This window comes from Enterovirga sp. GCM10030262, from assembly GCF_042666435.1.
Taxonomy (GTDB): Bacteria; Pseudomonadota; Alphaproteobacteria; order Sphingomonadales; family Sphingomonadaceae; genus Allosphingosinicella.
This window is the reverse complement of record NZ_JBHTDC010000002.1, coordinates 51930-76692: the sequence shown is the minus strand read 5'-3', so window position 1 is coordinate 76692 and position 24763 is coordinate 51930. Positions and strand designations below refer to the sequence as shown.

Genomic DNA, 24763 nt, shown 5'->3' with positions numbered 1-24763 from the left:
GTATGCACTGAGGTCGCATTAAGCAATGCCCAAACGCACCGACATCTCCTCCATCCTTATCATCGGCGCCGGTCCGATCGTTATCGGACAAGCCGCCGAATTCGATTATTCGGGGACGCAGGCGGCCAAGGCGCTGAAGGAGGAGGGGTATCGGATCGTCCTGGTCAACTCCAATCCGGCGACGATCATGACCGATCCCGAGCTGGCGGACGCCACCTATGTCGAGCCGATCACGCCCGCTTACGTGGCGAAGATCATCGAAAAGGAGCGGCCGGACGCGGTGCTGCCGACGATGGGGGGGCAGACCGCGCTCAACACGGCTTTGGCCTTGTTCAAGGACGGCACCCTGGGAAAATTCGGCGTCACGATGATCGGCGCCGACGCCGACGCGATCGAGATGGCCGAGGACCGCCTCAAATTCCGCGATGCGATGGACCGGATCGGGCTGGAATCCCCGCGCTCCGCCATCGCCCACAGCCTGGGCGACGCGATGAAGGCGCTGGAGGAAATCGGCCTGCCCGCGATCATCCGGCCCAGCTTCACGCTCGGCGGGACCGGCGGCGGCATCGCCTACAATCGCGACGAGTTCCTCGCCATCGTCACCGGCGGGCTCGAAGCCTCGCCGACCACCGAAGTGCTGATCGAGGAATCGGTGCTGGGCTGGAAGGAATATGAAATGGAGGTCGTCCGCGACAAAGCGGACAATTGCATCATCATCTGCTCGATCGAGAATGTCGATCCGATGGGCATCCACACCGGTGATTCCATCACGGTCGCGCCGGCGCTGACGCTGACCGACAAGGAATATCAGATCATGCGCAACGCGAGTATCGCGGTGCTGCGTGAAATCGGCGTGGAAACAGGCGGTTCCAACGTCCAGTTCGCGGTGAATCCCAGCGATGGCCGGCTGGTCGTCATCGAGATGAACCCGCGCGTGTCGCGTTCCTCGGCGCTGGCGTCGAAGGCGACGGGCTTCCCGATAGCCAAGGTCGCGGCCAAGCTGGCGGTCGGCTACACTTTGGACGAGATCGACAACGACATCACCGGCGCGACGCCGGCCTCGTTCGAGCCGACGATCGACTATGTCGTCACCAAGATCCCGCGCTTCGCCTTCGAGAAGTTCAAGGGTTCGGACGCCCTGCTGTCGACGGCGATGAAGTCCGTCGGCGAAGTCATGGCGATCGGGCGCAATTTCCACGAGAGTTTGCAGAAGGCTCTGCGCGGGCTGGAGACAGGCCTGATCGGGCTCGACGGCGTCAAGGCGCTGTACGGCGCGCCCCGGGTCGAGATCGAGGCCGCGCTGGCGACGCCGACGCCCGACCGTCTGCTGGTCGCGGCCCAGGCCTTGCGCGAGGGCTTCACCGTCGCCGAAATCCACGCCATCGCGAAATATGATCCCTGGTTCCTGGAGCGACTGAAGGAGATCGTCGACGCGGAGGAGGGGATTTGCCGCGACGGCCTCCCCAACGATACAACGGGCCTTCGGCGCCTCAAGGCGATGGGCTTTTCCGACCGGCGCCTGGCGGAGCTCACGCTCAAGTCGGCCAATATCGCGGGCGGCGTCGGTAAGGTGCTGGCGCGCGGCCACGGCCTCATCCACGACGCGGTGAAGGCGATGACCGGCGCGACCACCGAGGACGAGGTGCGGCGCCTGCGCCACCGGCTCGGCGTCCGCCCCGTATTCAAGCGGATCGACACCTGTGCCGCCGAATTCGAGGCGAAGACGCCCTATATGTATTCGACCTACGAGGCGCCGAGCTTCGGCGAGCCGGAGGACGAGAGCCAGCCCAGCGACCGAAACAAGGTCGTCATCCTGGGCGGCGGACCCAACCGGATCGGGCAGGGGATCGAGTTCGATTATTGCTGCGTCCACGCCGCCTACGCCCTCGCTGAGGCGGGCTATGAGACGATCATGGTCAACTGCAATCCGGAGACGGTGTCGACCGATTACGACACGTCCGACCGCCTCTATTTCGAGCCTTTGACCGTCGAGGACGTTCTCGAAATCCTCCATGTCGAACGGTCGCGGGGCACGCTCCATGGCGTCATCGTCCAGTTCGGCGGCCAGACGCCGCTGAAGCTCGCCGCCGCGCTGGAGCGGGAAGGCATTCCGATCCTCGGCACCTCGCCCGACGCGATCGACCTTGCCGAGGACCGCGAGCGTTTCGCGGCCCTGGTCGACAGGCTCGGCCTCAAGCAGCCGCGCAACGGCATCGCGCGCAGCCGCGACGAGGCGCTCGCGGTGGCCGAGCGGATCGGCTATCCGGTGCTGACCCGCCCCAGCTACGTGCTCGGCGGGCGCGCGATGGAGGTGGTCGACGGGCCGGCCCAGCTCGACGATTATATCCACACCGCCGTCCAGGTCTCCGGCGACAGCCCGGTGCTGATCGACCAGTATCTGCGCGACGCGATCGAGGTCGATGTCGACGCCATTTCGGACGGCAAGGACGTCTGCATCGCCGGCGTCATGCAGCATATCGAGGAAGCGGGCGTCCATTCGGGCGACAGCGCCTGCTCGCTGCCGCCCTACAGCCTTGCTCCCAACATCGTCGCCGAGATCGAGCGGCAGGCGCGGGTGCTGGCGCTGGCGCTGAACGTCGTCGGGCTGATGAACGTCCAGTTCGCGGTCAAGGAGGGCGAAGTCTATCTGATCGAGGTCAATCCGCGCGCCAGCCGCACCGTGCCCTTCGTCGCCAAGGCGATAGGCACCCCCATCGCCAAGATCGCGGCGCGGGTGATGGCGGGCGAGCCGCTGATGAATTTCCTGCCCATCTATCGCGATGTGCCGCATATCGCGGTCAAGGAGGCGGTGTTCCCGTTCGCGCGCTTCCCGGGGGTCGATCCGGTCCTCTCTCCAGAAATGAAATCCACCGGCGAAGTCATGGGAATCGCGGACGATTTCGCCATCGCCTTCCTCAAGTCGCAGATCGGGGGCGGGGTCCAGCTGCCGAGCCGGGGCACCTTGTTCGTGTCGGTCAAGGACAGCGACAAATCGGCGATCGCGCCGCCGGTGCGCGCGCTCATCGACCTTGGCTTCGAAGTTCTCGCCACCGCCGGCACCGCCGATTATCTGCGCGGCCAGGGGCTGGAGGTGCGGCAGGTCAACAAGGTGGCGCAGGGGCGGCCGCACATCGTCGACAAGATCAAGGACGGCGAGGTCGATCTCATCTTCAACACCACGGAAGGGTGGCAGAGCCACAAGGACTCGGCGTCGATCCGCGCCTCGGCGCTGATGGCCAAGGTTCCCTACTTCACCACCGCCGCGTCCAGCGCCGCCGTGGTGCGGGCGATCGGGGCGCAGCGCGAGCACAGCCTTGAAGTTCGCTCGCTTCAGGACTATTATTCCGCTTCCAGAGCGTGATCCTGACAACCTAAATCAAGTCAGGCGGTCTTTTTCGATAAAGACGGCTGAACACAAGTTTTGACGAAAGGCGGTAAAATGGCGACGGTCGACAAGATGCCGATGCTGGCCGAGGGCTATGAAAGGCTGAACAACGAGGTTCGGCACCTGAAAACCATCGAGCGTCCCGCGATCATCGATGCGATCGAGGAAGCGCGCGCGCATGGCGACTTGTCGGAAAATGCCGAATACCATGCCGCCAAGGAGCGCCAGGGCCAGGTCGAGGCGACCATTGCCGACATCGAGGATCGGCTGAGCCGCGCGATGGTGATCGACCCCAAGACGCTCAGCGGCGACAAGGTCGTGTTCGGCGCCACCGTCCACCTGCTCGACGAGAACGACAAGCCGGTCAAATACCAGATCGTCGGCCAGACCGAGGCCGACGCCAAGGTGGGCCGGATCAGCTACTCCTCGCCTCTGGGCCGCGCCCTTATCGGCCGCAGCGTCGGCGAGGAGGTCGAGGTGTCTGCGCCCTCCGGCGACAAATATTTTTCGATCGAGAAAGTCGAGTTCATCTAAGCGCATCATCCCAAAAAGTGGAAACCGGTTCTTGGACCAGATGATGCGGGAACTTTAGAGATGCGGCCGCCGGAAAGCTGGCAGCGGGCGCGGGCGACCCTCGTCATAGCGGCGGTCACGGCATTCGCCTGGCTGGCGGCGAAATTGCTCGGGCTGGGCGATCAGGCCGCGATCTGGGGCGGCTTCATTCCGGTGCGCGTGTCGGGAGTCATCGGGGACGAGGCGCTGGCGCCCGTCTTCCTGACGCCGCTTACCGCCACCCTGGTCCATGCCGGCATCATCCATCTCGGCTTCAACCTGCTCATCCACCTGTTCTGCGGCCGCTCGATCGAGACGATCATCGGCGCGCGCCAGTTCGTCATCCTCTATCTGGTTGGCGCCTATTCGGCCGCGGCGGCGCATTATGCGGTCGATCCCCAGGATCCCACGCCGATGGTGGGAGCGAGCGGGGCGATCTCGGCGGTGCTGGGCGCCTATGCGATGATGTTCGGGCGCAACCGCGTGAAGGTCGCCAACCCGGCGCTGGCGCTTTGGCTGAACGCTTTGTGGCTCGCCGTAGCCTGGGTGGGCCTGCAGCTCGTCATCGGCTTCACCTTCGAGACGGCCGGTTCCAGGATCGCGATCGCCGCCCATATCGGCGGCTTCCTGGCGGGGCTCCTGCTGGCGAAACCGCTTTTGCTGCTGCGGTATCGCGGCGCCTGACTTCCGGCCACACGTCACCCCGGCCTTCGCCGGGGTGACGTTACTTTCCTTCGTCCAGCGCCGGCTCTAGCAAGCGGTGGAGATGGACCACTACATATTTCATTTCGGCATCGTCGACGGTGCGCTGGGCGTTGGCGCGCCAGGCGTCGAGGGCGCTGGCATAATCGGGATAGAGGCCGACGAGATGCATGGCGTTGAGGTCGACGAAGTCGAGCCCGCGCGGATCCTTGACGCGTCCGCCGAAGACGAGATGGAGCTTGCTCATATGGGATGCCTCGAATGTGGAATTTGGCCACCGCCTAACACGATCGCCGGTCGAGGCAAGGGTCAGCCGCGCTTCTTCATGAAGGCGACCAGTGCGTCGAAGCCGTTGCGCTGGACGTAGGCGTTGAAATCCGCCTCCTGCGCCACGGCGAGGTTGACGCCGCCCACGGTGAGGTTGGTCACCTTGTAGCCGCCGCCCACCTTGGCCAGCGACCAGATGGCGTTGACCGGACGGGCGCCCGGCTTGGTGACCTGGGTGAGGACGGCGGCGTTGCTGCCCTGGTTCTGGACACGCACGATCTTTATGCTGGCATCCGCATAATCATGCAGCCGATCGGCATAGGTGCCGACGATGAAGCTCGGGAAGGCCGCCTTGTAGGCCGCATATTGGGCGGCGCTGACCTTCGGCTTCCAGCGCCGGACGAGACGGTCGCCGACCGCATCCACGGCGAAATGCTGCGCCAGCAGGGAGCGGAATTTGCCGCGCGCGGCGGTCTTGTCTCCCTTGAGGACGCCAAAGCCGGTGGTCGCGAGGCTCTGGACGAACTTTCCGGGATCCTGGTTGCTGACCTGGGCCCCGGCGGGGGCGACGGCAATGGCGGCAAGGCCGGCGACGGCGATGCCGCGAATGAGGAAAGGCATGGAACTGGAATCTCCGCTGATCATCACTTGCCCTAAGGACGCGCGGGCGCCGTTCCAAGTTCCGGGAAATTCCGCAGAATTTTCCGGGAAACCGAACGGCGCCGGGCGCGTCTTCAGCGCGGCTGCGGGCTCTTTAGCGTCTGCGCCGCCGCTCCGGCGGAAGTGCGGGCGGCCTCGCCAGCGCTGCTGGCAAGCTCATTGAGCTTCTCGCGGGCGCGGTCCTTGTTGAGCCCCAATTCGTCGAGCTTGCCGGTGCCCGCGTCGCGCGCGGCGCGGGCGGCTTCCCGCGCCTTGTCGTTGACGCGGCGGCCATAGTCGCCGAGCAGTTCCTCCTCGCGCCGGGTCCGGGGCAGGAGGGCGGCGACGAGCGCGCCGAGCGCCAGCCCGCCGATCAGCGCGGCCACGGGATTGGTATCGATGCCTTCGGCGGTGCGCTGCTTGGCCTGGGACGCGCTCTCGCGGGCGCTGCCATAGGCGCTGCTCGTCCGCTCGCGCGCGGCGCTATAGGCGTCGCCGGCTCGGGCGCGGGCGGCGCCGGCGCGCTCGCGCACCTTGTCGGTGGCGGTGCCGCTCTTCCGGGTGCCGGTGTCGGTATCGATGCTGGTCATGCGTTCACTCCTTGCTTGCGCGACCTTTTGACCGTGGGGGCGGTCAGGTCGTAATCCTTGTCGTGATTGTCGAGATCGGCCTTGATGGTTCCGGCGCTTTGCTCCTCGTCATCGTCCGACAACAGGCCGCAGGCGGCGCGCCAGAGCGGATCGCGGGCCAGGAAGATGACGAGCGCGGCGAGGATTCCCGACGCCGCGGCGGGCCGGTCCTTGACCGCCTGCAGCGCGCCGTCGGCCACTTCGCCGCTCTTTTCGCGCACGCCCTCCCAAGCATCGCTCATCAGATTGCCGGGCTTCAGCCTGTATTGGAGCGCGCCCATCGTGGAGGCGAGGCGCTGCTTCGCGCGTTCGACCTCACGCTGGGCCTGCTCGATGCCGGCGGCGGGATTGGTCGTCATGGATTCCGCTCCCCGGCGCGCAAGGCCGCTTTCTCCCCGTCGTCGCCCGAGAGCGCGGCCATCTTGCCGGCGCCGTAGCGGGCGAGGACGAAGCCGACGACACCGGTCGCGGCGAGTACGACCAGGCCGCCCGCCACCGGGCCAATCAGATTGGCGAGGCCGAGGACGAGCCCGACCAAAGCCGCGATGAGGCCGGCGAAGGCGATCAGCCCGCCGGCGACGAGGGCGATCAGTCCCTTTTTGGCCTTGCCGGCGCGGTAGAGGGCGATCTGCTTGTACAGATTGGCCTCGGCGCCGGCGAGGGTGCGGCCCTCCTCCACCAATTGGTGGAAGAGATCGCCAATGCCGTTATCGGCCGGGTTTTGAACGCGCGCGTCCAAGGTCAGGCGTCCGCGCCCGTATCGATGTGGGTCGTCGACCGGGGCGCGCCGGTGCTTTGACTGTCGGGAATCCCGGATTTGACGAGGCGGACCAAAGCGAAGCCGACCGCCGCGGCCGTGCCGATCGCGACTACCGGACTCTTGCGGACGATCGCGCGGGCATCCTCGAACAATTCGTCCACGTCCTTGGTGCGCAGCGTATCGGCAAAACCCGAGACGGCATCGGCCGCGCGGCGGGCATATTCGCCATATTCGGCGCCCAGCCGCTCGTCGATCGCCTGCGCCGAATCCTGCACCGCCTTCGAAAAATCGTCGAGCGCGCCGGCCGCCCTATTCTTGCCGTCGACGGCATAATCGCGCGCCTTGCCGGTCGCCTGATCCTTCAGCGACGCCGCGCCATCCTTGAGCTGGGACACGGCCGTGCCGCCTTTGCCCGCCGCCGTGCCGCCGGTGTCGTCACCGGCGCCGCTCCCGATGAAGCCGGCACCGACACCCGGGCCGCTCGATCCGGTGCTGGCATGCGTACCCGCGCCGGTTTCCATCGCGCCGTTGATGATGTGGTCGGTTCCTTCGGGAAGCTCTCGGTTGCGAGGGGGCATTTGGTGTTCCTCCGATATGTTGTGAGTGGCCCGTCCTTGAGGTTCAAAAACACTCGCGGACGCGCTTGTGTTCCGCCGCGGACAAGGAAAGTTGCTTCTCCTAGACCGCCTCGATAGACCGCGCCTGCTATCCCATCATAGCCCGAAACAAAGGCCATATAAATGACCGCCATTCTCGACGTGCATGCCCGCCAGATCCTCGACAGCCGCGGCAACCCCACGGTGGAAGTGGAGATATTCCTCGAGGATGGCAGCATGGGCCGGGCGGCGGTGCCGTCGGGCGCGTCGACCGGCGCCCATGAAGCGGTCGAAAAACGCGACGGGGACAAGGCGCGCTGGCTGGGCAAGGGCGTCGGCCAGGCGGTGGACGCGGTGCGCGGCGAGATCGCCGAGGCGGTGGTCGGGCTGGACGCCGAGGACCAGGCGGAGATAGACGCGCTGCTGATCGACCTGGACGGCACCGACAACAAGGGCCGGCTGGGCGCCAACGCGATCCTCGGCGTCAGCCTGGCGGTGGCCAAGGCGGCGGCGGACGCGCGCGGCCTCCCGCTCTACCGCTATGTCGGCGGCGTCTCGGCCAATCTGCTGCCGGTGCCGATGATGAACATCATCAATGGCGGCGAACATGCCGACAATCCCATCGACTTCCAGGAATTCATGGTGATGCCGGTAGGCGCCGACAGTCTCGCCGAGGCGGTGCGCTGCGGGGCGGAGATATTCCATACCTTGAAGAAGGGACTGTCGGAGGCGGGCCTGTCGACGGCGGTCGGCGACGAAGGCGGTTTCGCCCCGGCGCTCGCCTCGACCACCGATGCGCTCGATTTCATCATGAAGTCGGTCGAGCAAGCGGGCTACAGGCCGGGCGACGACGTCGTGCTGGCGCTCGATTGCGCCGCGACCGAATTCTTCAGGGACGGCGCCTATCGGATGGAGGGAGAGGGCAAGACGTTCTCGCCAGCGGAAATGGCCGATTATCTCGCCGACTTGACCCGCCGCTATCCGATCCTCTCGATCGAGGACGGCATGGCCGAGGACGATTTCGAGGGCTGGAAGGCGCTGACCGACGCGATCGGCGGTAAGGTTCAGCTGGTCGGCGACGATCTGTTCGTCACCAATCCGAAGCGGCTCGCCATGGGCATCGAGCAGGGGCTGGCCAATTCGCTGCTGGTCAAGGTCAACCAGATCGGCACCATCACGGAGACGCTGGAGGCGGTGAACATGGCGCATCGCGCCGGCTATACCGCGGTCATGTCGCACCGCTCGGGCGAGACCGAGGACACGACCATCGCCGACCTCGCCGTCGCGACCAATTGCGGGCAGATCAAGACCGGAAGCCTCGCCCGCTCCGACCGGCTCGCCAAGTACAACCAGCTCATCCGAATCGAGGAGGAACTGGGGTCCGTCGCGAATTATGCGGGAAGGAGCATCTTCGCATCGAAAAGAGCTTGATTCCGGGTGCTTTTACTGATTCTGTTAACCTTGTGAGCACGGGCACTCGAAACACGATCGAACTGATCAAAAGGGCGGCGATGCCGGCTTTGGCGGTGCTCATCATCGCCTACTTCCTGGGCTCGGCGATAACCGGTGCCAACGGCGTGCTGTCCTGGGGCGAATATCGGCGGTTGAAGGGCGAGAAGAGCCTCGTGCTGGCCCAGCTCGCCGAGGAGCGCGCGCGGCTTGCCCACCGCGCCGACCTGCTCGATCCGCGCCGGGCCGACCCCGACCTTGCCGACGAGATGGTGCGCAGGGATCTGGGCCTGGTTCGTCCCGACGAGGTGATCATCCAGATCCCTGAATAGGGGCCATGTTGCGCCCCCCGACGTTTGCGGCCATAGAGCCGGCGTCACATTGATCAGCAGCTTGAAGGAAGGGCCGGGACAGTGGCCAAGGCAGCATCGTCGAAGCGCGTCAGCTCGAAAAAGGACGTTGCGCCGCCGCCGGCGACTCCGAACCGCGAACGGCCGTCGGAGCCGAAGCGGCACCAGGCCGACAAGGCGGAACTGCTCGAATATTACCGCCAGATGCTGCTCATCCGCCGCTTCGAGGAGCGCGCCGGCCAGCTCTACGGCCTCGGCCTGATCGGCGGTTTCTGCCACCTCTATATCGGTCAGGAAGCGGTCGCGGTCGGGCTCCAGTCGGCGCTGGAGATCGGCAAGGACTCGGTTATCACCGGCTATCGCGACCACGGTCACATGCTCGCCTACGGCATCGATCCCAAGGTCATCATGGCCGAGCTGACCGGGCGCCAGGCCGGTATCTCCAAGGGCAAGGGCGGCTCGATGCACATGTTTTCCGTGGAGCATCGCTTCTACGGCGGCCACGGCATCGTCGGCGCGCAGGTGTCGCTCGGCGCCGGCCTCGCCTTCAAGCACAAATATGCCGGCGACGGCGGTGTCTGCCTCGCTTATTTCGGCGACGGCGCGGCCAATCAGGGCCAGGTCTACGAAGCCTTCAACATGGCGTCGCTGTGGAAGCTGCCGATCATCTTCGTGATCGAGAACAACCAATATGCGATGGGCACCAGCGTCAACCGCTCCAGCGCCGAGGACCAGCTCTATAAGCGCGGCGAATCGTTCCGCATTCCCGGCCTTCAGATCAACGGCATGGACGTGCTCGCTGTGCGCGGCGCCGCCACGACGGCGCTCGAATGGGTGCGCGGCGGCAAGGGGCCGATCCTGCTCGAACTGAAGACCTACCGCTATCGCGGCCATTCCATGTCGGACCCTGCCAAATATCGCTCGCGCGACGAGGTCCAGGCGGTACGCGACAAGTCCGACCCGATCGAGCATGTGAAGCGCGAACTCGAGGCGGCGGGCGTGACGGAGGACGAGATGAAGGCGATCGACAAGGATATTCGCCAGATCGTCGTCGAGGCGGCCGATTTCGCGGAGCAATCGCCGGAGCCCGATCCTTCCGAACTCTACACCGACGTTCTGGTGGAGACATACTGATGGCTGTCCTCACCGTCATCCCGGCGAAGGCCGGGATCCAATCCCGTCCCTTCTTCCGGACCCCGGCCTTCGCCGGGGTGACGCGGAGCGCCTGACATGCCGATCGAACTCAAAATGCCCGCGCTCAGCCCCACGATGGAGGAGGGCACGCTCGCCAAATGGATGGTGAAGGAGGGCGACACGGTCTCGGCCGGCGACATCCTCGCCGAGATCGAGACCGACAAGGCGACGATGGAATTCGAGGCGGTCGATGAAGGCACGATCGCCAAGATACTGGTCGCCGAAGGCACGGACGAGGTGAAGGTCGGCACCGTCATCGCCCTCATCGCCGGCGAGGGCGAGGAGGCTTCGGCCGCGCCCGAGGCGGAGCCCGTCCAGCAGCCCTCCGACGAGAAAGCGGAGCCGGCGCCCGAGGCTCAGGCCGAGCAGAAGCAGATGGAGACCGGCGCGCGCGACCTGGTCGCGTCGGTCGAAAAGTCCGAGATCAGGGACCCCGAAGTGCCGGAGGGCACGGAGATGGTCCGCACCACCGTTCGCGAGGCGCTGCGCGACGCGATGGCCGAGGAGATGCGCGCCGACGACCGCGTCTTCGTGATGGGCGAGGAGGTCGCCGAATATCAGGGCGCCTACAAGGTCACGCAGGGCCTGCTCGACGAGTTCGGCGACAAGCGCGTCATCGATACGCCGATCACCGAATATGGCTTCGCCGGCGTCGGCACCGGCGCGGCGATGGGCGGGCTGCGCCCGATCGTCGAGTTCATGACCTTCAACTTCGCCATGCAGGCGATCGACCACATCATCAATTCGGCCGCCAAGACCAACTACATGTCCGGCGGCCAGATGCGCTGCCCGATCGTCTTCCGCGGCCCCAACGGCGCGGCGGCGCGGGTCGGCGCCCAGCACAGCCAGAATTACGGACCCTGGTATGCGAGCGTGCCCGGCCTGATCGTGATCGCGCCCTACAGCGCCGCCGATGCGAAGGGCTTGCTCAAGGCCGCGATCCGGTCTGAAGACCCGGTCGTATTCCTCGAAAACGAACTGCTTTACGGCCAGAGCTTCGACGTTCCCAAGCTCGACGATCATGTCCTGCCCATCGGCAAGGCGCGGATCGCCCGCGAAGGCAAGGACGTGACTTTGGTCAGCTATTCGATCGGCGTCGGCGTCGCGCTCGACGCGGCGGGGAAGCTCGCCGAGGAAGGCATCGAAGCCGAGGTGATCGACCTTCGCACCCTCCGGCCGCTCGACACGGAAACGGTGCTCAAGAGCCTCGCCAAGACCAACCGCCTCGTCTGCGTCGAGGAAGGCTGGCCGGTCTGCTCAGTCTCCTCGGAGATCATGGCGGTGGTGATGGAGGAGGGATTCGACGACCTCGACGCTCCGGTTCTGCGGGTGACCAACGAGGACGTGCCGCTGCCTTATGCGGCCAATCTCGAGAAGATGGCGCTGATCAAGGTCGGTGATGTCGTCGCGGCGGCAAAGAAGGTCTGCTACCGCTGAAATTTGCGCAGCTAGAGTAGCTCGTTCAGTCCCAGCGCCTCGATGAGCGCGGCGCGCGCGCTTTCGATGCGCTGCCGGAGCTTGGGATCGCACAGGTCGGCCGGCGCGATCCTTTCGGGCCAATGCTCGCGGATCACTTCACCGATCGTGTCGAGCTTCGCCTTGTTGGCGATGAAGCGCGGGTCGACGTGTGCGGGATTGGCGACGACGCGGAGCCGGAGGCAGGCGGGGCCGCCGCCATTCGCCATCGATTGGCGCACATCGACCACGAACAGCTTCCGGATCGGGCCGTTGCCCGCGACCATCGCCTCCAGCCAGGTCCAGACCGACGGCGTCTCGCGGGCCTCTTCGGGCAGAATCAGGCCCATCCCGCCATCGGGCAAGGTTACGAGCTGGGCGTTGAACAGATAGCTTTTAACGGCGTCTTCCAGGCTGACAGCATCTGCCGGAACCTCGACAATCTCCACCTCGGGCAGCAGCCGCTTCAGCGACGCGTAGAAATCCACCCGATCCTCGAAAGCCTGTTCGTGGGCGAGGAGGACATTCTCGTTGGCGACGGCGACCACATCGTTGTGGAAGGCGCCGGCGGCGATCGCTTCCTCCGACTGGGCGACGAACAGGGTTCGCTCCGGATCGAGGCCGTGGTGGCGCGCGATGGCGCGGCTGGCCTCGACATGCTGGCGCGCCGGAAAGGCCCCGCCGCGCCTGCCATAGACGAAGATTTCGACGCCTTGCTCGCCATGGCCGGCGCAGAGCCGCATATGATTGGCCGCGCCCTCGTCGCCGAACGCAGGCGGCACCGGCTTGTGGACGTGGAAATGCGCGCCGTCCGCGAAGGCGAGGCGCAGCTGCGACAAGGTGTCCGGCCATTCGTGGCTGCGATGCGGCATGGTGCGCAGGTTGGCGACCGTGATATGGCAGCGGCCGTCGGCCGTGTCGGGCGCGGGCGAGACGGTCGCGGCGTTCGCCGCCCACATGGCGGAGGCCGAGAAGGCCGCCGGCCGCAACGTGTCGGGCACGTCGTCGGCGGTCGCGCCGAGGTCGGCCAGCCATTCGTGATTGGGGCGGGGCAGGGGGACGAACAGGCCCTGGACGAGCCCGAGGCGGACATTGTGCCGCATCTTCTCGATCCCCTGCAGCGCCGCGTCGCGCGGATGCGAGACGTGGCGCGCATGGGCGGCGGAGGCGAGGTTGCCGAGGCTGAGGCCGGCATAATTGTGGCTCGGGCCGATGATGCCGTCGAAATTGATCTCCTGGAGCGCCATGTCAGCGCCCCATCGTCACGAAGCGGTCGCCGGGGCCGATGCCGAGCATCGCGGCGGCCTCCTGGCTCAACGTCGCGGTGCCGTCCGGCTCCACGCCGACCTGGCCGTAGCAGGCGACGAAGCTGGTCAGATGCCCGGCGGCCAGCATCACCGGCTCGTGATCGATGTCGTCGCTGACCGCCGAGACGACGAGCTCGCGGGATTCGCGGATCGAGCGCACCTCGTCGGTCTTGGCCGACATGGTCGGACCGCCGTCGAAAATGTCGATATAGCCGTCGAAGCGGAAGCCCTCGCGCTCCAGCATCTTCATCGCGGCGCGGCCCGATGGGTGCGGGACGCCCATCACCGCCCGCGCGCTTTCCGGCAGCATGGCGGTGTAGATCGGCGTCTTAGGCATCAGGTCGGCGATGAACTGGGTGCCGTGGATCGCATTGAACTCGTCGGCTTCCTGGAAGCTCATGCCGAAAAAGCGTCCGGCGATGGCGTCCCAGAAGGGCGACCCGCCGGCCTCGTCGATGACGCCGCGAAGCTCGGCGAGCACGCGGTCGCCGAACCTTTTGCGGTGCTGGCGGATGAACAGGTAACGACTGCGCGCGAGGAGCAGGCCGAGGCCGCCGGCGCGCTCGCCGGGATGGAGGAACAGGCCGCCCACCTCGCTCGATCCTTCGAAGTCGGTGACCAGGGTGACCATCTCGGCGCGAAACGTCTTGCCGAGCGCCTTGGACGTCTGGGTGAGGGTGCTGACGCGATAGGAGTAAAAGGGCCATTCGGTGCCGACCTGGCCGAATATCTGGCAGGTGCCCCGTATCTGCCCGGTCTCGACATTCTCCAGAACCATCACGAACAGATCGTCGGATTGCGTCTCGCTGTCGCTGGTGAAGGCCTCCTGCGATCGGATCAATTTATCGACCAGCGAGGCCTTGTCGGCCGGCAGGTTGGTGAAGCCCCCGCCGGTCAGCTTCGCCATTTCGTAGATGGCCTGGAAATCGTCGTTGGTGGCGGGGCGGATTCGAAAACTCACAAAGCGGCTCCGGAAGCGAGGCGAAGGATGGTGAGGGCGGAGAGCTGGGCGCGCTCGACGAGGCTCTCGACGATCAGATATTCGTCCGAGGAATGGATGGCGCCGCCGCGCACGCCCATCGTGTCGACGACGGGGACGCCGCAGGCGGCGATATTGTTGCCGTCGCAGACGCCGCCGGTGGCGCGCCAGCTGATCTCCTGGCCGAGATCGGCGCCGCAGCTTTTGACCAGGGCGAACAGTGCCTCGGCCTTGGGGTCGAGCGGCTTGGGCGGCCGGGCAAAGCCGCCATGGACGTGGATGGAGACGTCATGCTCGGCCGCGACGGCGGCGACAGCTTGGTCCAGCGCCGCCTGCGCGCGCTTTTGCCGTTCCGCGTCGACCGGACGCATGTTGACGCGCAGTACGGCATGATCGGGAACGACGTTGTTCGGCCCGCCGCCGTCGATCCGGGCGGGATTGACGGAGAGGCCGTCGCCCCTGGCGCGGGCGAGCCTGAGGGTCAGGTCGGCGGCGGCGACGATGGCGTTGCGCCCGTCTTCCGGGTTGCGCCCGGCATGGGCGCTGCGGCCCTGGATGAAGATCGAGAAGTTGCCGCTGCCGGGCCGCGCTCCGGCCAGGGTCCCGTCCGGCAGCGCCGACGGCTCGTAGGTCAGCGCCGCCTTCTTGCCCCGTGCCGCCTCGGCGAGCAAAGCCGCCGATCCCGGCGAGCCGACCTCCTCGTCGCTGTTGATGACAATCTCGTAGCCGAGGGTCCGCGCCGCCTCGCTCGTCTCGACCGCCCTGAGCGCCGCCAGCATCACCGCGATGCCGCCCTTCATGTCGGCGACGCCGGGGCCACCGAGCACCTTGCCCTTTTCGCGCCAGACGACGTTCTGGAACGGGTGGGCGACGCCGAACACCGTGTCCATATGGCCGGTGAAGAGCAGCTGGACGGGCGCGTCGGGCCGGACCCTGACGTGCAAGTTCCTGCCATGTTCGACCGTCGTCAGCGATCCGTCCGACGCCATCGCGTCAACCGCCGCTGGTTCCAGGAGCGCGACATCTCCGGGCAAAGCGGCGAAGGCCTGGGCGAGCGTATCGCCAATCGCGGCCAGGCCGGCGAGATTGCGCGAGCCGCTGTTGATCGCCGCCCAGGCGGTAACCTGGTCGAGCATCGGCTCGCCGGCGGCGTGCTCGATAGCCGCGCGTTCGTCACTCGTCAGACCCCGCATGACGAGCGCCTTAGCCGATGATTCGCGCTGGCGCCACACCAGCCGGAGCCGGTGAAATTGAGGAAGTTGAGACATGCCATGCGTTTCGCATTGGCCGTGTCAGTCTCGTCCTGTGGGATGCCGCGGGGATGCTTGGGTTGGCCTGCGAATGAGATCATCCGGCCACCAGAACATGGGCCGGCGGCTGTAGGAAAGTTAAAGTGGATTGGAACGCAGACGATTGACTGCTGCGTGTGGTTAGCTGCGGTCGTTGTAGCCCGCAGCGTTGTCACTTGGCGACGCATGTTGTAGGCAAGCCACACATGAAAAAGCAGGATTCTTCTGGCGTGGAGCTCTACGAAAACGGAGTTGAGCCGGATGCCGTTGCGGAGCTCTTTGAGCGACTAGAGGCCGAGACCATTGCGAAACTCGGCATCTATGTCGTGCCGGTTGTCATTATCCACGTTGCCCTTCTTCTTTGGGTCGTTCGCGCCGCCACCGGGTTTAGTCTTGAGACTTCGCCGCACGCCGGCCGGATCATCGCCTGGCTGTGGGTGAATGGCGCCGCCCTTACACTCGGCGTTTGGATGTGGCGCAAGGACCGTTTTCCGATCGGGGCGCGCGAGTGGCTCCGGGGGAAACGCGCCCGCTGGGCGATCGTCACTTGGCTCGGCTGCTCGTTGGCCTGGTTTATGATGCCCGCCATCGTCGAGGAAGCATGGCATTATCTGTTAGACCTACCCGGGGACTGGTGAGTTGAGCTCCTAAGTCAGCAATGGGTGGCGGGGCGATGGATCATCACGGTTCGTATCACCCGGGCCAATCGCTAAGCCTCCAATTCACGCTCTCGGTCGTCATTGACGGCACGGCTTTACCACCGGCGTCTCTGGCAGGCTCGTATCGGAATCGCGCCCTCATGAGATCGCACGTGACGTCATCCAGCGCGGCGCTTCCACTTGAAGATTCGATCTTGCACTTCGTCACTCGCCCTCTCGCATCCACCAGCAGCGTAACGGAGGTGCGGCCATGGTCTCCGTGTGTCATGGCCGTGGCCGGATAGTCACTGGTGCTGATTCGCCCCTCAGTGAGCCTTGCCGGATAAGCGGGGACGACCCGGTCGTCCGAGCCGCCAAGAGCGGGATCCGGGACAGCGCAACCTGAGAGGCAGAAAAACCAGGCAATCCCCTTCGCAGGAAGCAAGTTGCGCATCGACCGGAGTATAACGCCGCACACACGGGTGTCAGCTTGAATGTTTGCGACGGCTGAAGCGGTGGACTGGCGCCGGGATATGCAATCTGTTCCGCTGACGCGCTTGAAGTCCGCCCAACCCATCCCTAGAAAAGCCGCGCGGGCCGGGCCCCTCTGGCGATCGTCCTGATCGTGATGTCGGACCGCATCGGGTTGGCTCGATGCAGGTCCAGGGCGTTTTTCCCTTCCTGCCTCCCGCCAATCCGTTGTGACGACCGCCGGCCCTGGGGCCGGCAAGCAGGGAGCTCAAGTCAATATGGAAGGCCTTTTCGCCCTTTTCGCCGATCCCGCCGTCTGGGCGGCGCTCGCCGCCTTGGTGGTGATGGAGATCGTGCTCGGCATCGACAATCTCATCTTCATCTCGATCCTGTCCAACAAGCTGCCCGAGCATCAGCAGCAGAAGGCGCGGCGCGTCGGCATCGGCCTTGCGCTGTTCATGCGCCTGGCCTTGCTGTCGATGATCGCCTGGCTGGTCGGGCTGACGGCGACGGTCTTCGATCTCGGGTTCCAGGGATCGCCGGGTCCGTATGGCGAGCCGAGCTTCGAGACCCAATTTTCCTGGCGCGACCTCATCCTGATCGCGGGCGGCCTGTTCCTGGTGTGGAAGGCCACCAAGGAGATCCACCACAATGTCGATCCGCACCCCAATGACGATTTCCTGGATGCCGGCCGCAAGGCGATGACCTTCGGCGCGACGATCGCGCAGATCCTGATCCTCGATCTCGTCTTCTCGGTCGATTCCATCCTGACGGCGGTCGGCATGACCGAGCATCTGCCGGTGATGGTGATCGCGGTGGTCTCGGCGGTGCTGGTGATGCTGCTCGCCGCCGATCCGATGGCGAACTTCATCAAGCAGAACCCGACCGTGGTGATGCTGGCTTTGGGCTTCCTGCTGATGATCGGCGCCGTGCTGATCGCGGACGGCTTCGGAGTGCATGTGCCCAAGGGGTATATCTATACGGCCATGGCCTTTTCGGCCGGGATCGAGGCGCTCAACATCTGGTCGCGGCGGCGGAAGACGGCGGTGGAGACGAGCGGCTGAGTCTAACCGCCGTCATTGCGAGGAGCGAAGCAATCCAGGCTGAGCGGCTGGATTGCTTCGCTGCGCTCGCAATGACGTGGGCTCGGAGGAGCTACAGCCACTTCTCGAACGCTTTCAGCACATTCTCGTAGAGCGTCTTCTTGAACGGCACGATCATGGCCGGAAGCTCCGCCGGGTCGGCCCATTTCCAGGCGCGAAATTCCGGATGCTCGGTCTCGATGTTCACATCCTCGTCGCGGCCGGTGAAGCGGCAGAGGAACCAGGCCTGGCGCTGGCCCCGGTAGCGGCCCTTCCACATCTTGCCGACGAGGTCGTCGGGGAGGTCGTAGGTGAGTTCCACCGGGCAGCGGGCGATAATCTCGACCAGATCGGGCGCGATGCCGGTCTCCTCCTCCAGCTCCCTCAGCGCGCCGCCTTCGGCGTCCTCGCCCTCGTCGAGCCCGCCCTGCGGCATCTGCCAGGCTTCGAGCGTCGAATCGAGGCGCTGCGCGACGAACACCTTGCCCTCGTGGTTGAGCAGCATCACGCCGGCGGCGGGGCGGTAGGGGAGGGAGGCGGGCGTGGTCATGCTCGAACACCCCACTCGTCATGCTGAACTTGTTTCAGCATCCACCTTCGTCCCGCGCGCCTCCGTCGACGTGAACTTGCCGAAGCCGGAGGGGGCTCCGCCATGGACCCTGAAACAAGTTCAGGGTGACAAATGAAAACGGGGCTCACGACAGCGTTTCCGTCAGCAGCAGGTGCAGCGCGACGACGCAGCCTCTGATATCCTCCTCGGACGACGGGATCGCCTTCCTCAAATTGATGAAGCCGTGGATGTTGCCTTTTGCCTCGCGGAAGATGGTCGGGACGCCCGCTTCGATGCAGGCGGCGGCGTAGGCGCGGCCCTGGTCGCGGATGGGATCGAGGCCGGCGGTGACGACGAGGGTGGGGGGCATGCCCTCCTGGCTCTTCACCAGCGGCGAATAGCGCCAGTCCTTCGGATCGGGGCGGTAGCATTCATCGAACCAGCGCATTCCTTCGCGGGTCAACAAATAGCCCTCGCCGAAATCGGTGAAGCTCGGATAGCCCTGGGCCGGGTCGGCCGCGGGATAGATCGGCCATTGCGCCAGCACGGGCACGGCCGCCGGCTCGTCGCGCAGCGCCAGCGCGGTGACGATGGCGAGATTCCCGCCCGCGCTGTCCCCGGCGAGGATGAGGCCCGTCGCCTCCCGCCCCAACGCGTCGGGGCTTTCCGCCACCCAGCGCGCGGCGGCGATGGAATCCTCGACGCCCGCCGGCCAGGGATGCTCGGGCGCGAGGCGGTAGTCGACCGCCACCACCGGCATGTCGAGCAGCCGCGCGATCTCGGCGCAGAACGGCTCGTGGGTGTGGAGATCGCCGAGCACGAAGCCGCCGCCATGATAGAAGACGAGGACCGGCCCCGGATCGCGGCTCTCGCGCGGGTCGTAGAGCCTCAGCGGAATGTCGCCCGCCGGTCCCGGCGCGGCGAGGTCGCTTATCACCGCCAGCGTCCCCACCGGCGCGTCGGCGACGTGGCGCGAGGCGTGCATCATCTCGCGCGCCTCGACCGGCCCCGCCTCGTGGCTCCTCGGGCCGGGCAAAGCGTTCAGATAATCGAGAAAGCGGCGGACATCCTCGCGGACAAAGGGCTCTGCCATGGAATCTCCGTTTGAGAAGCGAATCGCGGACACTATGTAGGGTTCTTAGGCGAAGTCCGGCGACCTGCCACGGCCAAGCCGAGATTGTGGCGGGCCGATGCCGGGGCTAGGGGTCGCCCAGTAAACCGATTTGAAGGAAGACCATGGCGACGGCCACCCATCTGGTAACTGAAGACGCCGAGCAGGCGACGCCGCTCGAAGCCATGGTCGTGCGCTTCGCCGGCGACAGCGGCGACGGCATGCAGCTGACCGGCGGCCAGTTCACTTTGTCGACCGCGCTCACCGGCAACGATCTCGCGACCTTCCCGGATTTTCCGGCCGAGATCCGGGCGCCGCAGGGGACGACGTTCGGCGTCTCGGCCTTCCAGATCAATTTCGGCTCTTCGGCCATCGAGACGGCGGGCGATTCCCCCGACGTCCTGATCGCGATGAACCCGGCGGCGCTCAAGACCAACGTCGCGGACCTGAAGCCCGGTGGCCTGATCATCGCCGACCAGGGCGAATTCGGGGCGCGCAACCTCGCCAAGGCGGGCTATGAGGCCAATCCGCTGGAGGACGGCTCGCTCGCTCGCTGGCAGGTCATGGCCTTCAACATCAGCCAGCTGACCCTCGATGCCGTCAAGCCGTTCGGGCTCGGCAACAAGGAGGCGCTGCGCTGCAAGAATATGTGGACGCTGGGCCTCGCGCTCTGGATGTTCGACCGCGACCGGACGCCGATCGAGGAATGGCTCAAGACCAAGTTCGCCAAGAACCCGGTCCTCGCCGAATCCAACATCGCCGCGCTGAACGCCGGCCATGCTTATGGCGAGACGGCGGAGATCGGCGGCCAGTTCCACCAGCACCATATCGATCCCGCCCCGGCCGAGCCCGGCCTCTACCGCACCGTCACCGGCGCCGAATCGATCTCGCTGGGGCTGGTCGCGGGCACGCAGCTCGCCGGCCTGCCGATGTTCTTCGGCGGCTATCCGATCACGCCGGCTTCGGCGATCCTCCACCATCTCTCCCGCCTCAAGGAATATGGAGTCACGACCTTCCAGGCGGAGGATGAGATCGCCGCCATCGGCAGCGCGATCGGCGCGAGCTTCGCCGGCTCGCTCGGCGTCACCTCGTCCTCGGGTCCGGGCATCGCGCTCAAGGGCGAGGCGATGGGCCTGGCGATCATGACCGAGCTGCCTTTGGTGATCGTCAATTCGCAGCGCGGCGGCCCTTCCACCGGCCTTCCCACCAAGACCGAGCAGTCGGACCTGTATCAAGCGGTCTATGGCCGCAACGGCGATGCGCCGATGCCGGTCCTCGCCGCCCGCTCGCCGGCCGACGCCTTCGATTGCGCGATCGAGGCGGTGCGGATTGCGGTCCAGTACATGACGCCGGTGATGCTGCTGACCGACGGCTATATCGCCAATGCCGCCGAGCCCTGGAAAGTGCCCGACATGGGCGGCTATGCCCCGTTCCCGGTCCAGTTCCACGATGAAGCGCCGGCCGAAGGCGAGGCGGTCAACCCCTATGCCCGCGACGGGAAGCGCGCCCGTGTCTGGATCAAGCCGGGGACGCCGAACCTCACCCACCGCATCGGCGGCATCGAGAAGAATGTCGGCACCGGGCATATCGATTATGACCCCGCCAACCATCAGGCGATGACGGAGATGCGCGCCAACAAGGTGCTTGGCGTGGCCGAGAGCATCCCCGCGCAGGATGTGTGCCTCGGCGAGGAAGGCGGCCGCCTCGCCGTCGTCGGCTGGGGCTCGACCTACGGCCCGATCCACCAGGCCGTCCGCCGCATGCGCAGCCGCGGGCTCGATGTCGCCCATATCCACATCCGGCACATCTGGCCGATGCCGAAGAACCTCGGCGCGCTGCTCCGCTCCTACGATCGCGTCATCGTGCCCGAGATGAACACCGGCCAGCTCAAGACCCTGCTCCGCGACCAGTTCCTGGTCGATGCGCGGCCGGTCAACAAAGTGTCCGGCCAGCCCTTCAAGATCGCCGAGATCGAAGCGGCCATTGAGGAGACGCTGCAAGATTGCTCCCCGGCGAAAGCCGGGGCCCAGAGTCCGGCGCAGCTGGACCCCGGCTTTCGCCGGGGAGCAGAGGGAGACGTCGCGTTATGACTCAGCGTCCGGTCGCCCTTGTCGCGATGCTGATCGTGGTGCTCTTGCTTATCCTTTACCTGTGGGGCTGGATTTGATCCGATGAACGAAATGACCAAGCTCACCGCCAAGGATTTCGCCACCGACCAGGAGGTGCGCTGGTGCCCCGGCTGTGGCGATTATGCGGTGCTGAAGGCCGTGCAGCGCACCATGCCGGAGCTCGGCGTGAAGCCCGAGAATATCGTGTTCGTCTCCGGCATCGGCTGCTCGTCGCGTTTCCCTTATTATATGGAGACCTACGGTTTCCACACCATCCACGGCCGCGCGCCAACGATCGCGACGGGCGTGAAGCTCGCCAATCCGGAGCTCGACGTGTGGATCATCACCGGCGACGGCGACGCTTTGTCGATCGGCGGCAACCACACGATGCATGTCCTCAGGCGCAACCTCAATTGCCAGATATTGCTGTTCAACAACGAGATATATGGCCTTACGAAAGGCCAATATTCTCCCACGTCGCGGGTCGGCACCCGTTCGCCGTCGACGCCGTTCGGATCGGTCGATCGCCCGGCCAGCCCCAGCGCCTTCGCTTTGGGGTCGGGCGCCCGTTTCGTCGCGCGCGGCATCGACGTGAACAAGAATCTGCCCGACCTGCTCAAGGCCGCGCACAACCACAAGGGCGCCGCCTTCGTCGAGATATTCCAGAATTGCATCGTCTATAATGACGACGTGTTCGCGCCGTTCACGGCCAAGGAGAATGCCGACAAGCAGCTCTGGCTGAAGGAAGGCGAGCCGATGCTGTTCGCGGGCGGCTCCAAAGGCCTGACCCTCGACCGCGAGGCGCTGACCGTGAAGGTCGTCGATGTCGCGGACGGCGACTGGCAGGCGGCCGACGTCATCGTCCACCGCGCGGCCAACAAGATGATCGCTCACATGCTGATCGACATGCCCTTCGGCGCCTTCCCGATGGCGCTGGGAATCATCTACGAGGATCCCGCGCCGACCTTCGAGAGCGCCGTCGTCGAACAGAATGCCGCCGCCGCCGCCGGCAAGGTCCCCGACCTCCAGGCCCTGGTCGGCAAGGGCCAGAGCTGGATGGTCACCAAGGAGCCGCACCTCATCTGATCGTGCGGGGAGGAGTGTGAACCAGCAGCCAATCCTTCGCGGGCGTCACCTCGTCGCCGCCGATCGCGGCTTCGCGACCGGCGGGGGATTGCTGGCGCGCCTCTTCGGCGGCGGCTTCCACAAAATCCTGGATCGCATGGACGCCGGCCTGATCGAAGGCGGCATCGACTCGACATTGCCCGACGGCTCGCACCGCATCCTCGGCGGCCGCGCGCCGGGGCCGATGCCTGTCGTCCACGTCCATAGCTGGCGGGCGCTGGTGCGTTTGATCAGCTCGGGCTCGGTGGGCTGGTACAAGGCCTGGGCGCTGGGCGAATGGTCGAGCCCCGATCCGGTGCCTTTGTTCGACCTGTTCATGCGCAATGGCGAAAGCCTCGGCCAGGTGGCCCGCGCCAAGGGGGTTTGGCGCACCGTCAACCGGGCCGCCCACTTCCTCCGCCGCAACAGCAAAGCGCGGGCGCGCGAGAATATCGCCTTCCACTACGACCTCGGCAACGATTTCTACCGCGCATGGCTCGACGAGAGCATGACCTATTCGAGCGCCCTCTTCGCGGCCGGAGACTCGCTGGAGCAGGCGCAGGCGCGCAAGATTCGCGCCTTGCTCGACCGGCTGGACCTGAAGCCCGGCCAGCGCCTGCTCGAAATCGGCTGCGGCTGGGGTTCACTGGCCGAGATCGCGGCGCGCGATTACGGAGTCGAGGTGGTGGGCCTCACTCTTTCGACTGAGCAGAAGGGCTGGGCCGACGCGCGGATGGCAAGGGCCGGGCTGTCGGATCGAGTGTCCATCCAGCTCGTCGACTATCGGGATGTGGAAGGCCGCTTCGATGCCGTCGCTAGCATAGAGATGGTCGAAGCCGTCGGCCAGGATTACTGGCCCGCTTACCTTCAGGCGATTGCCCGCGCGCTGAAGCCTGGCGGCCGCGCCGCGCTCCAGCTCATCTCGATCCGCGAGCCTCTGTTCGAGGCCTATGCGGCCAACGCCGACTTCATCCAGACCTACGTTTTCCCCGGTGGGATGCTGGTGAGCGAAGAGCGATTCCGTGTGATCGCGGAAGGAGCTGGGCTTGAATGGAGGGATCGCCGCGGTTTCGGCCTCGATTATGCCGAGACGCTGAAACGCTGGCGCGAACGCTACGATGCGGCGGTCGAGGAGGGGCGCCTCCCCGCCGGCTTCGACGAGACGTTCCACGATTTGTGGCGCTACTATCTCATGTATTGCGAGGGCGGCTTCCGAGGCGGCGGCATCGACGTGGCGCAGGTGACGTTGGTGAACGGATAGAGGATCTTGTTCGTCCCGAGCGGAGTGAGGGGCGGGGGCACGGAGTCATCACTTGCGCCCCTCGACTTCGCTCGGGACGAACGGGACTGTGCTAGGCTGCGATTTCCAGCCGATGCCCCGTCTCGAAATCTTCCTTCAACATCTCCACCATCGCCTCCGCCACGACGGTGGGGGTCTTGAGCGTCATCGGATCCTCGCCGGGAAAAGCGCGCGCGCGCATCGTGGTGGCGGTGGCGCCGGGGTCGACGATCAATGTCTTGATCGGCGCGAGGTTGCGCACCTCTTCGCCGTAGCTGAGCACCAGGGTCTCCAGCGCCGCTTTCGACGCTCCATAGGCGCCCCAGAAGGCGCGGGGGGAGCGGCCGACGCTGGACGTGACCGCGACCAACCGGCCCGCCTCGCTCCGGCGCAGCATCGGATCGAAGGCGGCGATCAGCGCCTGCTGGGCGATGAGGTTCAGGGTCAGGACCTTGTTGAATTCCTTGCCGTCGATCGTCGGCACCGGCGTCAGCGATCCCAGCATGGCGGCGTTGAGCACCAGCATGTCGAGCGCATCCCAGCGAGAGGAGATTGCCTGCGCGAGTCGGGCGATGCTCTCGCCGTCGGTAAGGTCGAGCGGCGCGATCGTGGCACTGCCCCCGACGGCGTGAATCCGCTCCTCGACTTCCTCGAGCCCCGCCGCCGTGCGCGCGGTCAGCACGACGTGAGCGCCCTCGCGCCCCAGCGCCTCCGCCGTCGCCGCGCCGATCCCCCGGCTGGCGCCTGTCACCAGCGCCAGCTTCCCTTCAAAGACCTTGGTCATCATTCCTCGATTGTCATGCTGAACTTGTTTCAGCATCCATGCGCATGAAGCGTCGGATGCTCGAAGGTGGACCCTGAAACGAG

At 65.9% G+C, this 24763-nt stretch carries 25 protein-coding genes; 12 read left to right on the top strand and 13 right to left on the bottom strand.

Annotated elements, in window-relative coordinates:
• Nucleotides 1–25: 25 nt before the first annotated feature.
• The 3 genes from carB (at nt 26) to ACFQRC_RS09530 (ending at nt 4621) form a co-directional block, all read left to right on the top strand.
• Nucleotides 26–3361 carry a carbamoyl-phosphate synthase large subunit gene (gene carB / locus ACFQRC_RS09540; RefSeq protein WP_379960577.1) on the top strand — a complete coding sequence of 1112 codons (3336 nt, stop codon included), beginning with the start codon at nt 26–28 and terminating at the stop codon, nt 3359–3361.
• 78 nt (nt 3362–3439) lie between these two features.
• Complete coding sequence (gene greA, locus ACFQRC_RS09535) at nt 3440–3919, top strand: transcription elongation factor GreA (RefSeq protein ID WP_379960575.1); 480 nt, start codon at nt 3440–3442, stop codon at nt 3917–3919.
• A 60-nt stretch (nt 3920–3979) separates the two neighbouring features.
• Nucleotides 3980–4621, top strand: coding sequence for a rhomboid family intramembrane serine protease (locus tag ACFQRC_RS09530; RefSeq protein ID WP_379960573.1), 642 nt, complete (start codon nt 3980–3982; stop codon nt 4619–4621).
• A gap of 40 nt (nt 4622–4661) precedes the next feature.
• Here the strand turns inward: ACFQRC_RS09530 and ACFQRC_RS09525 are convergent, their stop codons facing one another.
• The 6 genes from ACFQRC_RS09525 to ACFQRC_RS09500 all read right to left on the bottom strand — a co-directional run bounded on the left by ACFQRC_RS09525 (nt 4662) and on the right by ACFQRC_RS09500 (nt 7512).
• Nucleotides 4662–4886 carry a DUF4170 domain-containing protein gene (locus tag ACFQRC_RS09525; RefSeq protein WP_379960571.1) on the bottom strand — a complete coding sequence of 75 codons (225 nt, stop codon included), beginning with the start codon at nt 4884–4886 and terminating at the stop codon, nt 4662–4664.
• A 62-nt stretch (nt 4887–4948) separates the two neighbouring features.
• Nucleotides 4949–5527: a phospholipid-binding protein MlaC gene (locus ACFQRC_RS09520; RefSeq protein ID WP_379960569.1), complete on the bottom strand. Its 579-nt coding sequence runs from the start codon at nt 5525–5527 to the stop codon at nt 4949–4951.
• Between the two features lie 113 nt (nt 5528–5640).
• Nucleotides 5641–6135 carry a hypothetical protein gene (locus ACFQRC_RS09515; RefSeq protein WP_379960567.1) on the bottom strand — a complete coding sequence of 165 codons (495 nt, stop codon included), beginning with the start codon at nt 6133–6135 and terminating at the stop codon, nt 5641–5643.
• A complete protein-coding gene (locus ACFQRC_RS09510; RefSeq protein WP_379960565.1) occupies nt 6132–6533 on the bottom strand; it encodes a DUF3618 domain-containing protein in 402 nt (133 codons plus the stop codon). The genes ACFQRC_RS09515 and ACFQRC_RS09510 overlap by 4 nt, the downstream gene beginning before the upstream one ends.
• Nucleotides 6530–6913 carry a phage holin family protein gene (locus ACFQRC_RS09505; protein ID WP_379960563.1) on the bottom strand — a complete coding sequence of 128 codons (384 nt, stop codon included), beginning with the start codon at nt 6911–6913 and terminating at the stop codon, nt 6530–6532. The genes ACFQRC_RS09510 and ACFQRC_RS09505 overlap by 4 nt, the downstream gene beginning before the upstream one ends.
• 2 nt (nt 6914–6915) lie before the next feature.
• On the bottom strand, nt 6916–7512 hold the full coding sequence (locus ACFQRC_RS09500) for a hypothetical protein (RefSeq protein ID WP_379960561.1): 597 nt from the start codon (nt 7510–7512) through the stop codon (nt 6916–6918).
• Between the two features lie 162 nt (nt 7513–7674).
• Here ACFQRC_RS09500 and eno point away from each other — a divergent pair, with 162 nt between their 5' ends.
• The 4 genes from eno to ACFQRC_RS09480 all read left to right on the top strand — a co-directional run bounded on the left by eno (nt 7675) and on the right by ACFQRC_RS09480 (nt 11960).
• The gene (gene eno / locus ACFQRC_RS09495; protein WP_379960559.1) at nt 7675–8961 is read left to right on the top strand and encodes a phosphopyruvate hydratase; all 1287 of its coding nucleotides are present in this window, start codon (nt 7675–7677) and stop codon (nt 8959–8961) included.
• A gap of 80 nt (nt 8962–9041) precedes the next feature.
• Nucleotides 9042–9311, top strand: a complete 270-nt coding sequence (locus ACFQRC_RS09490; RefSeq protein ID WP_379960557.1) for a septum formation initiator family protein — start codon at nt 9042–9044, stop codon at nt 9309–9311.
• An 81-nt stretch (nt 9312–9392) separates the two neighbouring features.
• The gene (gene pdhA / locus ACFQRC_RS09485) at nt 9393–10463 is read left to right on the top strand and encodes a pyruvate dehydrogenase (acetyl-transferring) E1 component subunit alpha (RefSeq protein WP_379960555.1); all 1071 of its coding nucleotides are present in this window, start codon (nt 9393–9395) and stop codon (nt 10461–10463) included.
• Nucleotides 10464–10559: 96 nt separating this feature from the next.
• On the top strand, nt 10560–11960 hold the full coding sequence (locus tag ACFQRC_RS09480) for a pyruvate dehydrogenase complex E1 component subunit beta (RefSeq protein ID WP_379960553.1): 1401 nt from the start codon (nt 10560–10562) through the stop codon (nt 11958–11960).
• Nucleotides 11961–11971: 11 nt separating this feature from the next.
• On the opposite strand, the gene ACFQRC_RS09475 is transcribed toward ACFQRC_RS09480, so the two are convergent.
• From ACFQRC_RS09475 to ACFQRC_RS09465, 3 genes are read right to left on the bottom strand one after another with little or no spacing between them, the layout of a single operon-like run.
• Nucleotides 11972–13225 carry an N-succinylarginine dihydrolase gene (locus tag ACFQRC_RS09475; RefSeq protein ID WP_379960551.1) on the bottom strand — a complete coding sequence of 418 codons (1254 nt, stop codon included), beginning with the start codon at nt 13223–13225 and terminating at the stop codon, nt 11972–11974.
• A gap of 1 nt (nt 13226) precedes the next feature.
• Nucleotides 13227–14246 (bottom strand): arginine N-succinyltransferase, encoded by a 1020-nt coding sequence (locus tag ACFQRC_RS09470; protein WP_379960549.1) that lies wholly within the window; start codon nt 14244–14246, stop codon nt 13227–13229.
• Entirely contained in the window at nt 14243–15457 is a 1215-nt protein-coding gene (locus ACFQRC_RS09465) for a hydrolase (RefSeq protein ID WP_379960547.1), read from the bottom strand. The genes ACFQRC_RS09470 and ACFQRC_RS09465 overlap by 4 nt, the downstream gene beginning before the upstream one ends.
• Before the next feature lie 302 nt (nt 15458–15759).
• On the opposite strand from ACFQRC_RS09465, the gene ACFQRC_RS09460 reads away from it, so the two are divergent.
• Entirely contained in the window at nt 15760–16191 is a 432-nt protein-coding gene (locus ACFQRC_RS09460) for a hypothetical protein (RefSeq protein WP_379960545.1), read from the top strand.
• A 55-nt stretch (nt 16192–16246) separates the two neighbouring features.
• On the opposite strand, the gene ACFQRC_RS09455 is transcribed toward ACFQRC_RS09460, so the two are convergent.
• Complete coding sequence (locus ACFQRC_RS09455; RefSeq protein WP_379960543.1) at nt 16247–16645, bottom strand: energy transducer TonB; 399 nt, start codon at nt 16643–16645, stop codon at nt 16247–16249.
• Nucleotides 16646–16940: 295 nt separating this feature from the next.
• Here ACFQRC_RS09455 and ACFQRC_RS09450 point away from each other — a divergent pair, with 295 nt between their 5' ends.
• Nucleotides 16941–17726 carry a TerC family protein gene (locus tag ACFQRC_RS09450; protein WP_379960541.1) on the top strand — a complete coding sequence of 262 codons (786 nt, stop codon included), beginning with the start codon at nt 16941–16943 and terminating at the stop codon, nt 17724–17726.
• Between the two features lie 91 nt (nt 17727–17817).
• Here ACFQRC_RS09450 and ACFQRC_RS09445 read toward each other — a convergent pair whose 3' ends face one another.
• The gene (locus ACFQRC_RS09445; protein ID WP_379960539.1) at nt 17818–18294 is read right to left on the bottom strand and encodes an RNA pyrophosphohydrolase; all 477 of its coding nucleotides are present in this window, start codon (nt 18292–18294) and stop codon (nt 17818–17820) included.
• Nucleotides 18295–18439: 145 nt separating this feature from the next.
• Nucleotides 18440–19387 (bottom strand): alpha/beta hydrolase, encoded by a 948-nt coding sequence (locus ACFQRC_RS09440; protein ID WP_379960537.1) that lies wholly within the window; start codon nt 19385–19387, stop codon nt 18440–18442.
• Nucleotides 19388–19530: 143 nt separating this feature from the next.
• Between ACFQRC_RS09440 and ACFQRC_RS09435 the strand changes: the two genes are divergently transcribed.
• The 3 genes from ACFQRC_RS09435 (at nt 19531) to ACFQRC_RS09425 (ending at nt 23878) form a co-directional block, all read left to right on the top strand.
• Entirely contained in the window at nt 19531–21495 is a 1965-nt protein-coding gene (locus tag ACFQRC_RS09435) for a 2-oxoacid:acceptor oxidoreductase subunit alpha (protein WP_379960535.1), read from the top strand.
• An 81-nt stretch (nt 21496–21576) separates the two neighbouring features.
• Nucleotides 21577–22599: a 2-oxoacid:ferredoxin oxidoreductase subunit beta gene (locus ACFQRC_RS09430; protein ID WP_379960533.1), complete on the top strand. Its 1023-nt coding sequence runs from the start codon at nt 21577–21579 to the stop codon at nt 22597–22599.
• 16 nt (nt 22600–22615) lie between these two features.
• Nucleotides 22616–23878, top strand: coding sequence for a class I SAM-dependent methyltransferase (locus ACFQRC_RS09425; RefSeq protein ID WP_379960531.1), 1263 nt, complete (start codon nt 22616–22618; stop codon nt 23876–23878).
• A gap of 91 nt (nt 23879–23969) precedes the next feature.
• Here ACFQRC_RS09425 and ACFQRC_RS09420 read toward each other — a convergent pair whose 3' ends face one another.
• The gene (locus tag ACFQRC_RS09420) at nt 23970–24680 is read right to left on the bottom strand and encodes an SDR family NAD(P)-dependent oxidoreductase (RefSeq protein WP_379960529.1); all 711 of its coding nucleotides are present in this window, start codon (nt 24678–24680) and stop codon (nt 23970–23972) included.
• Nucleotides 24681–24763 lie beyond the last annotated feature (83 nt).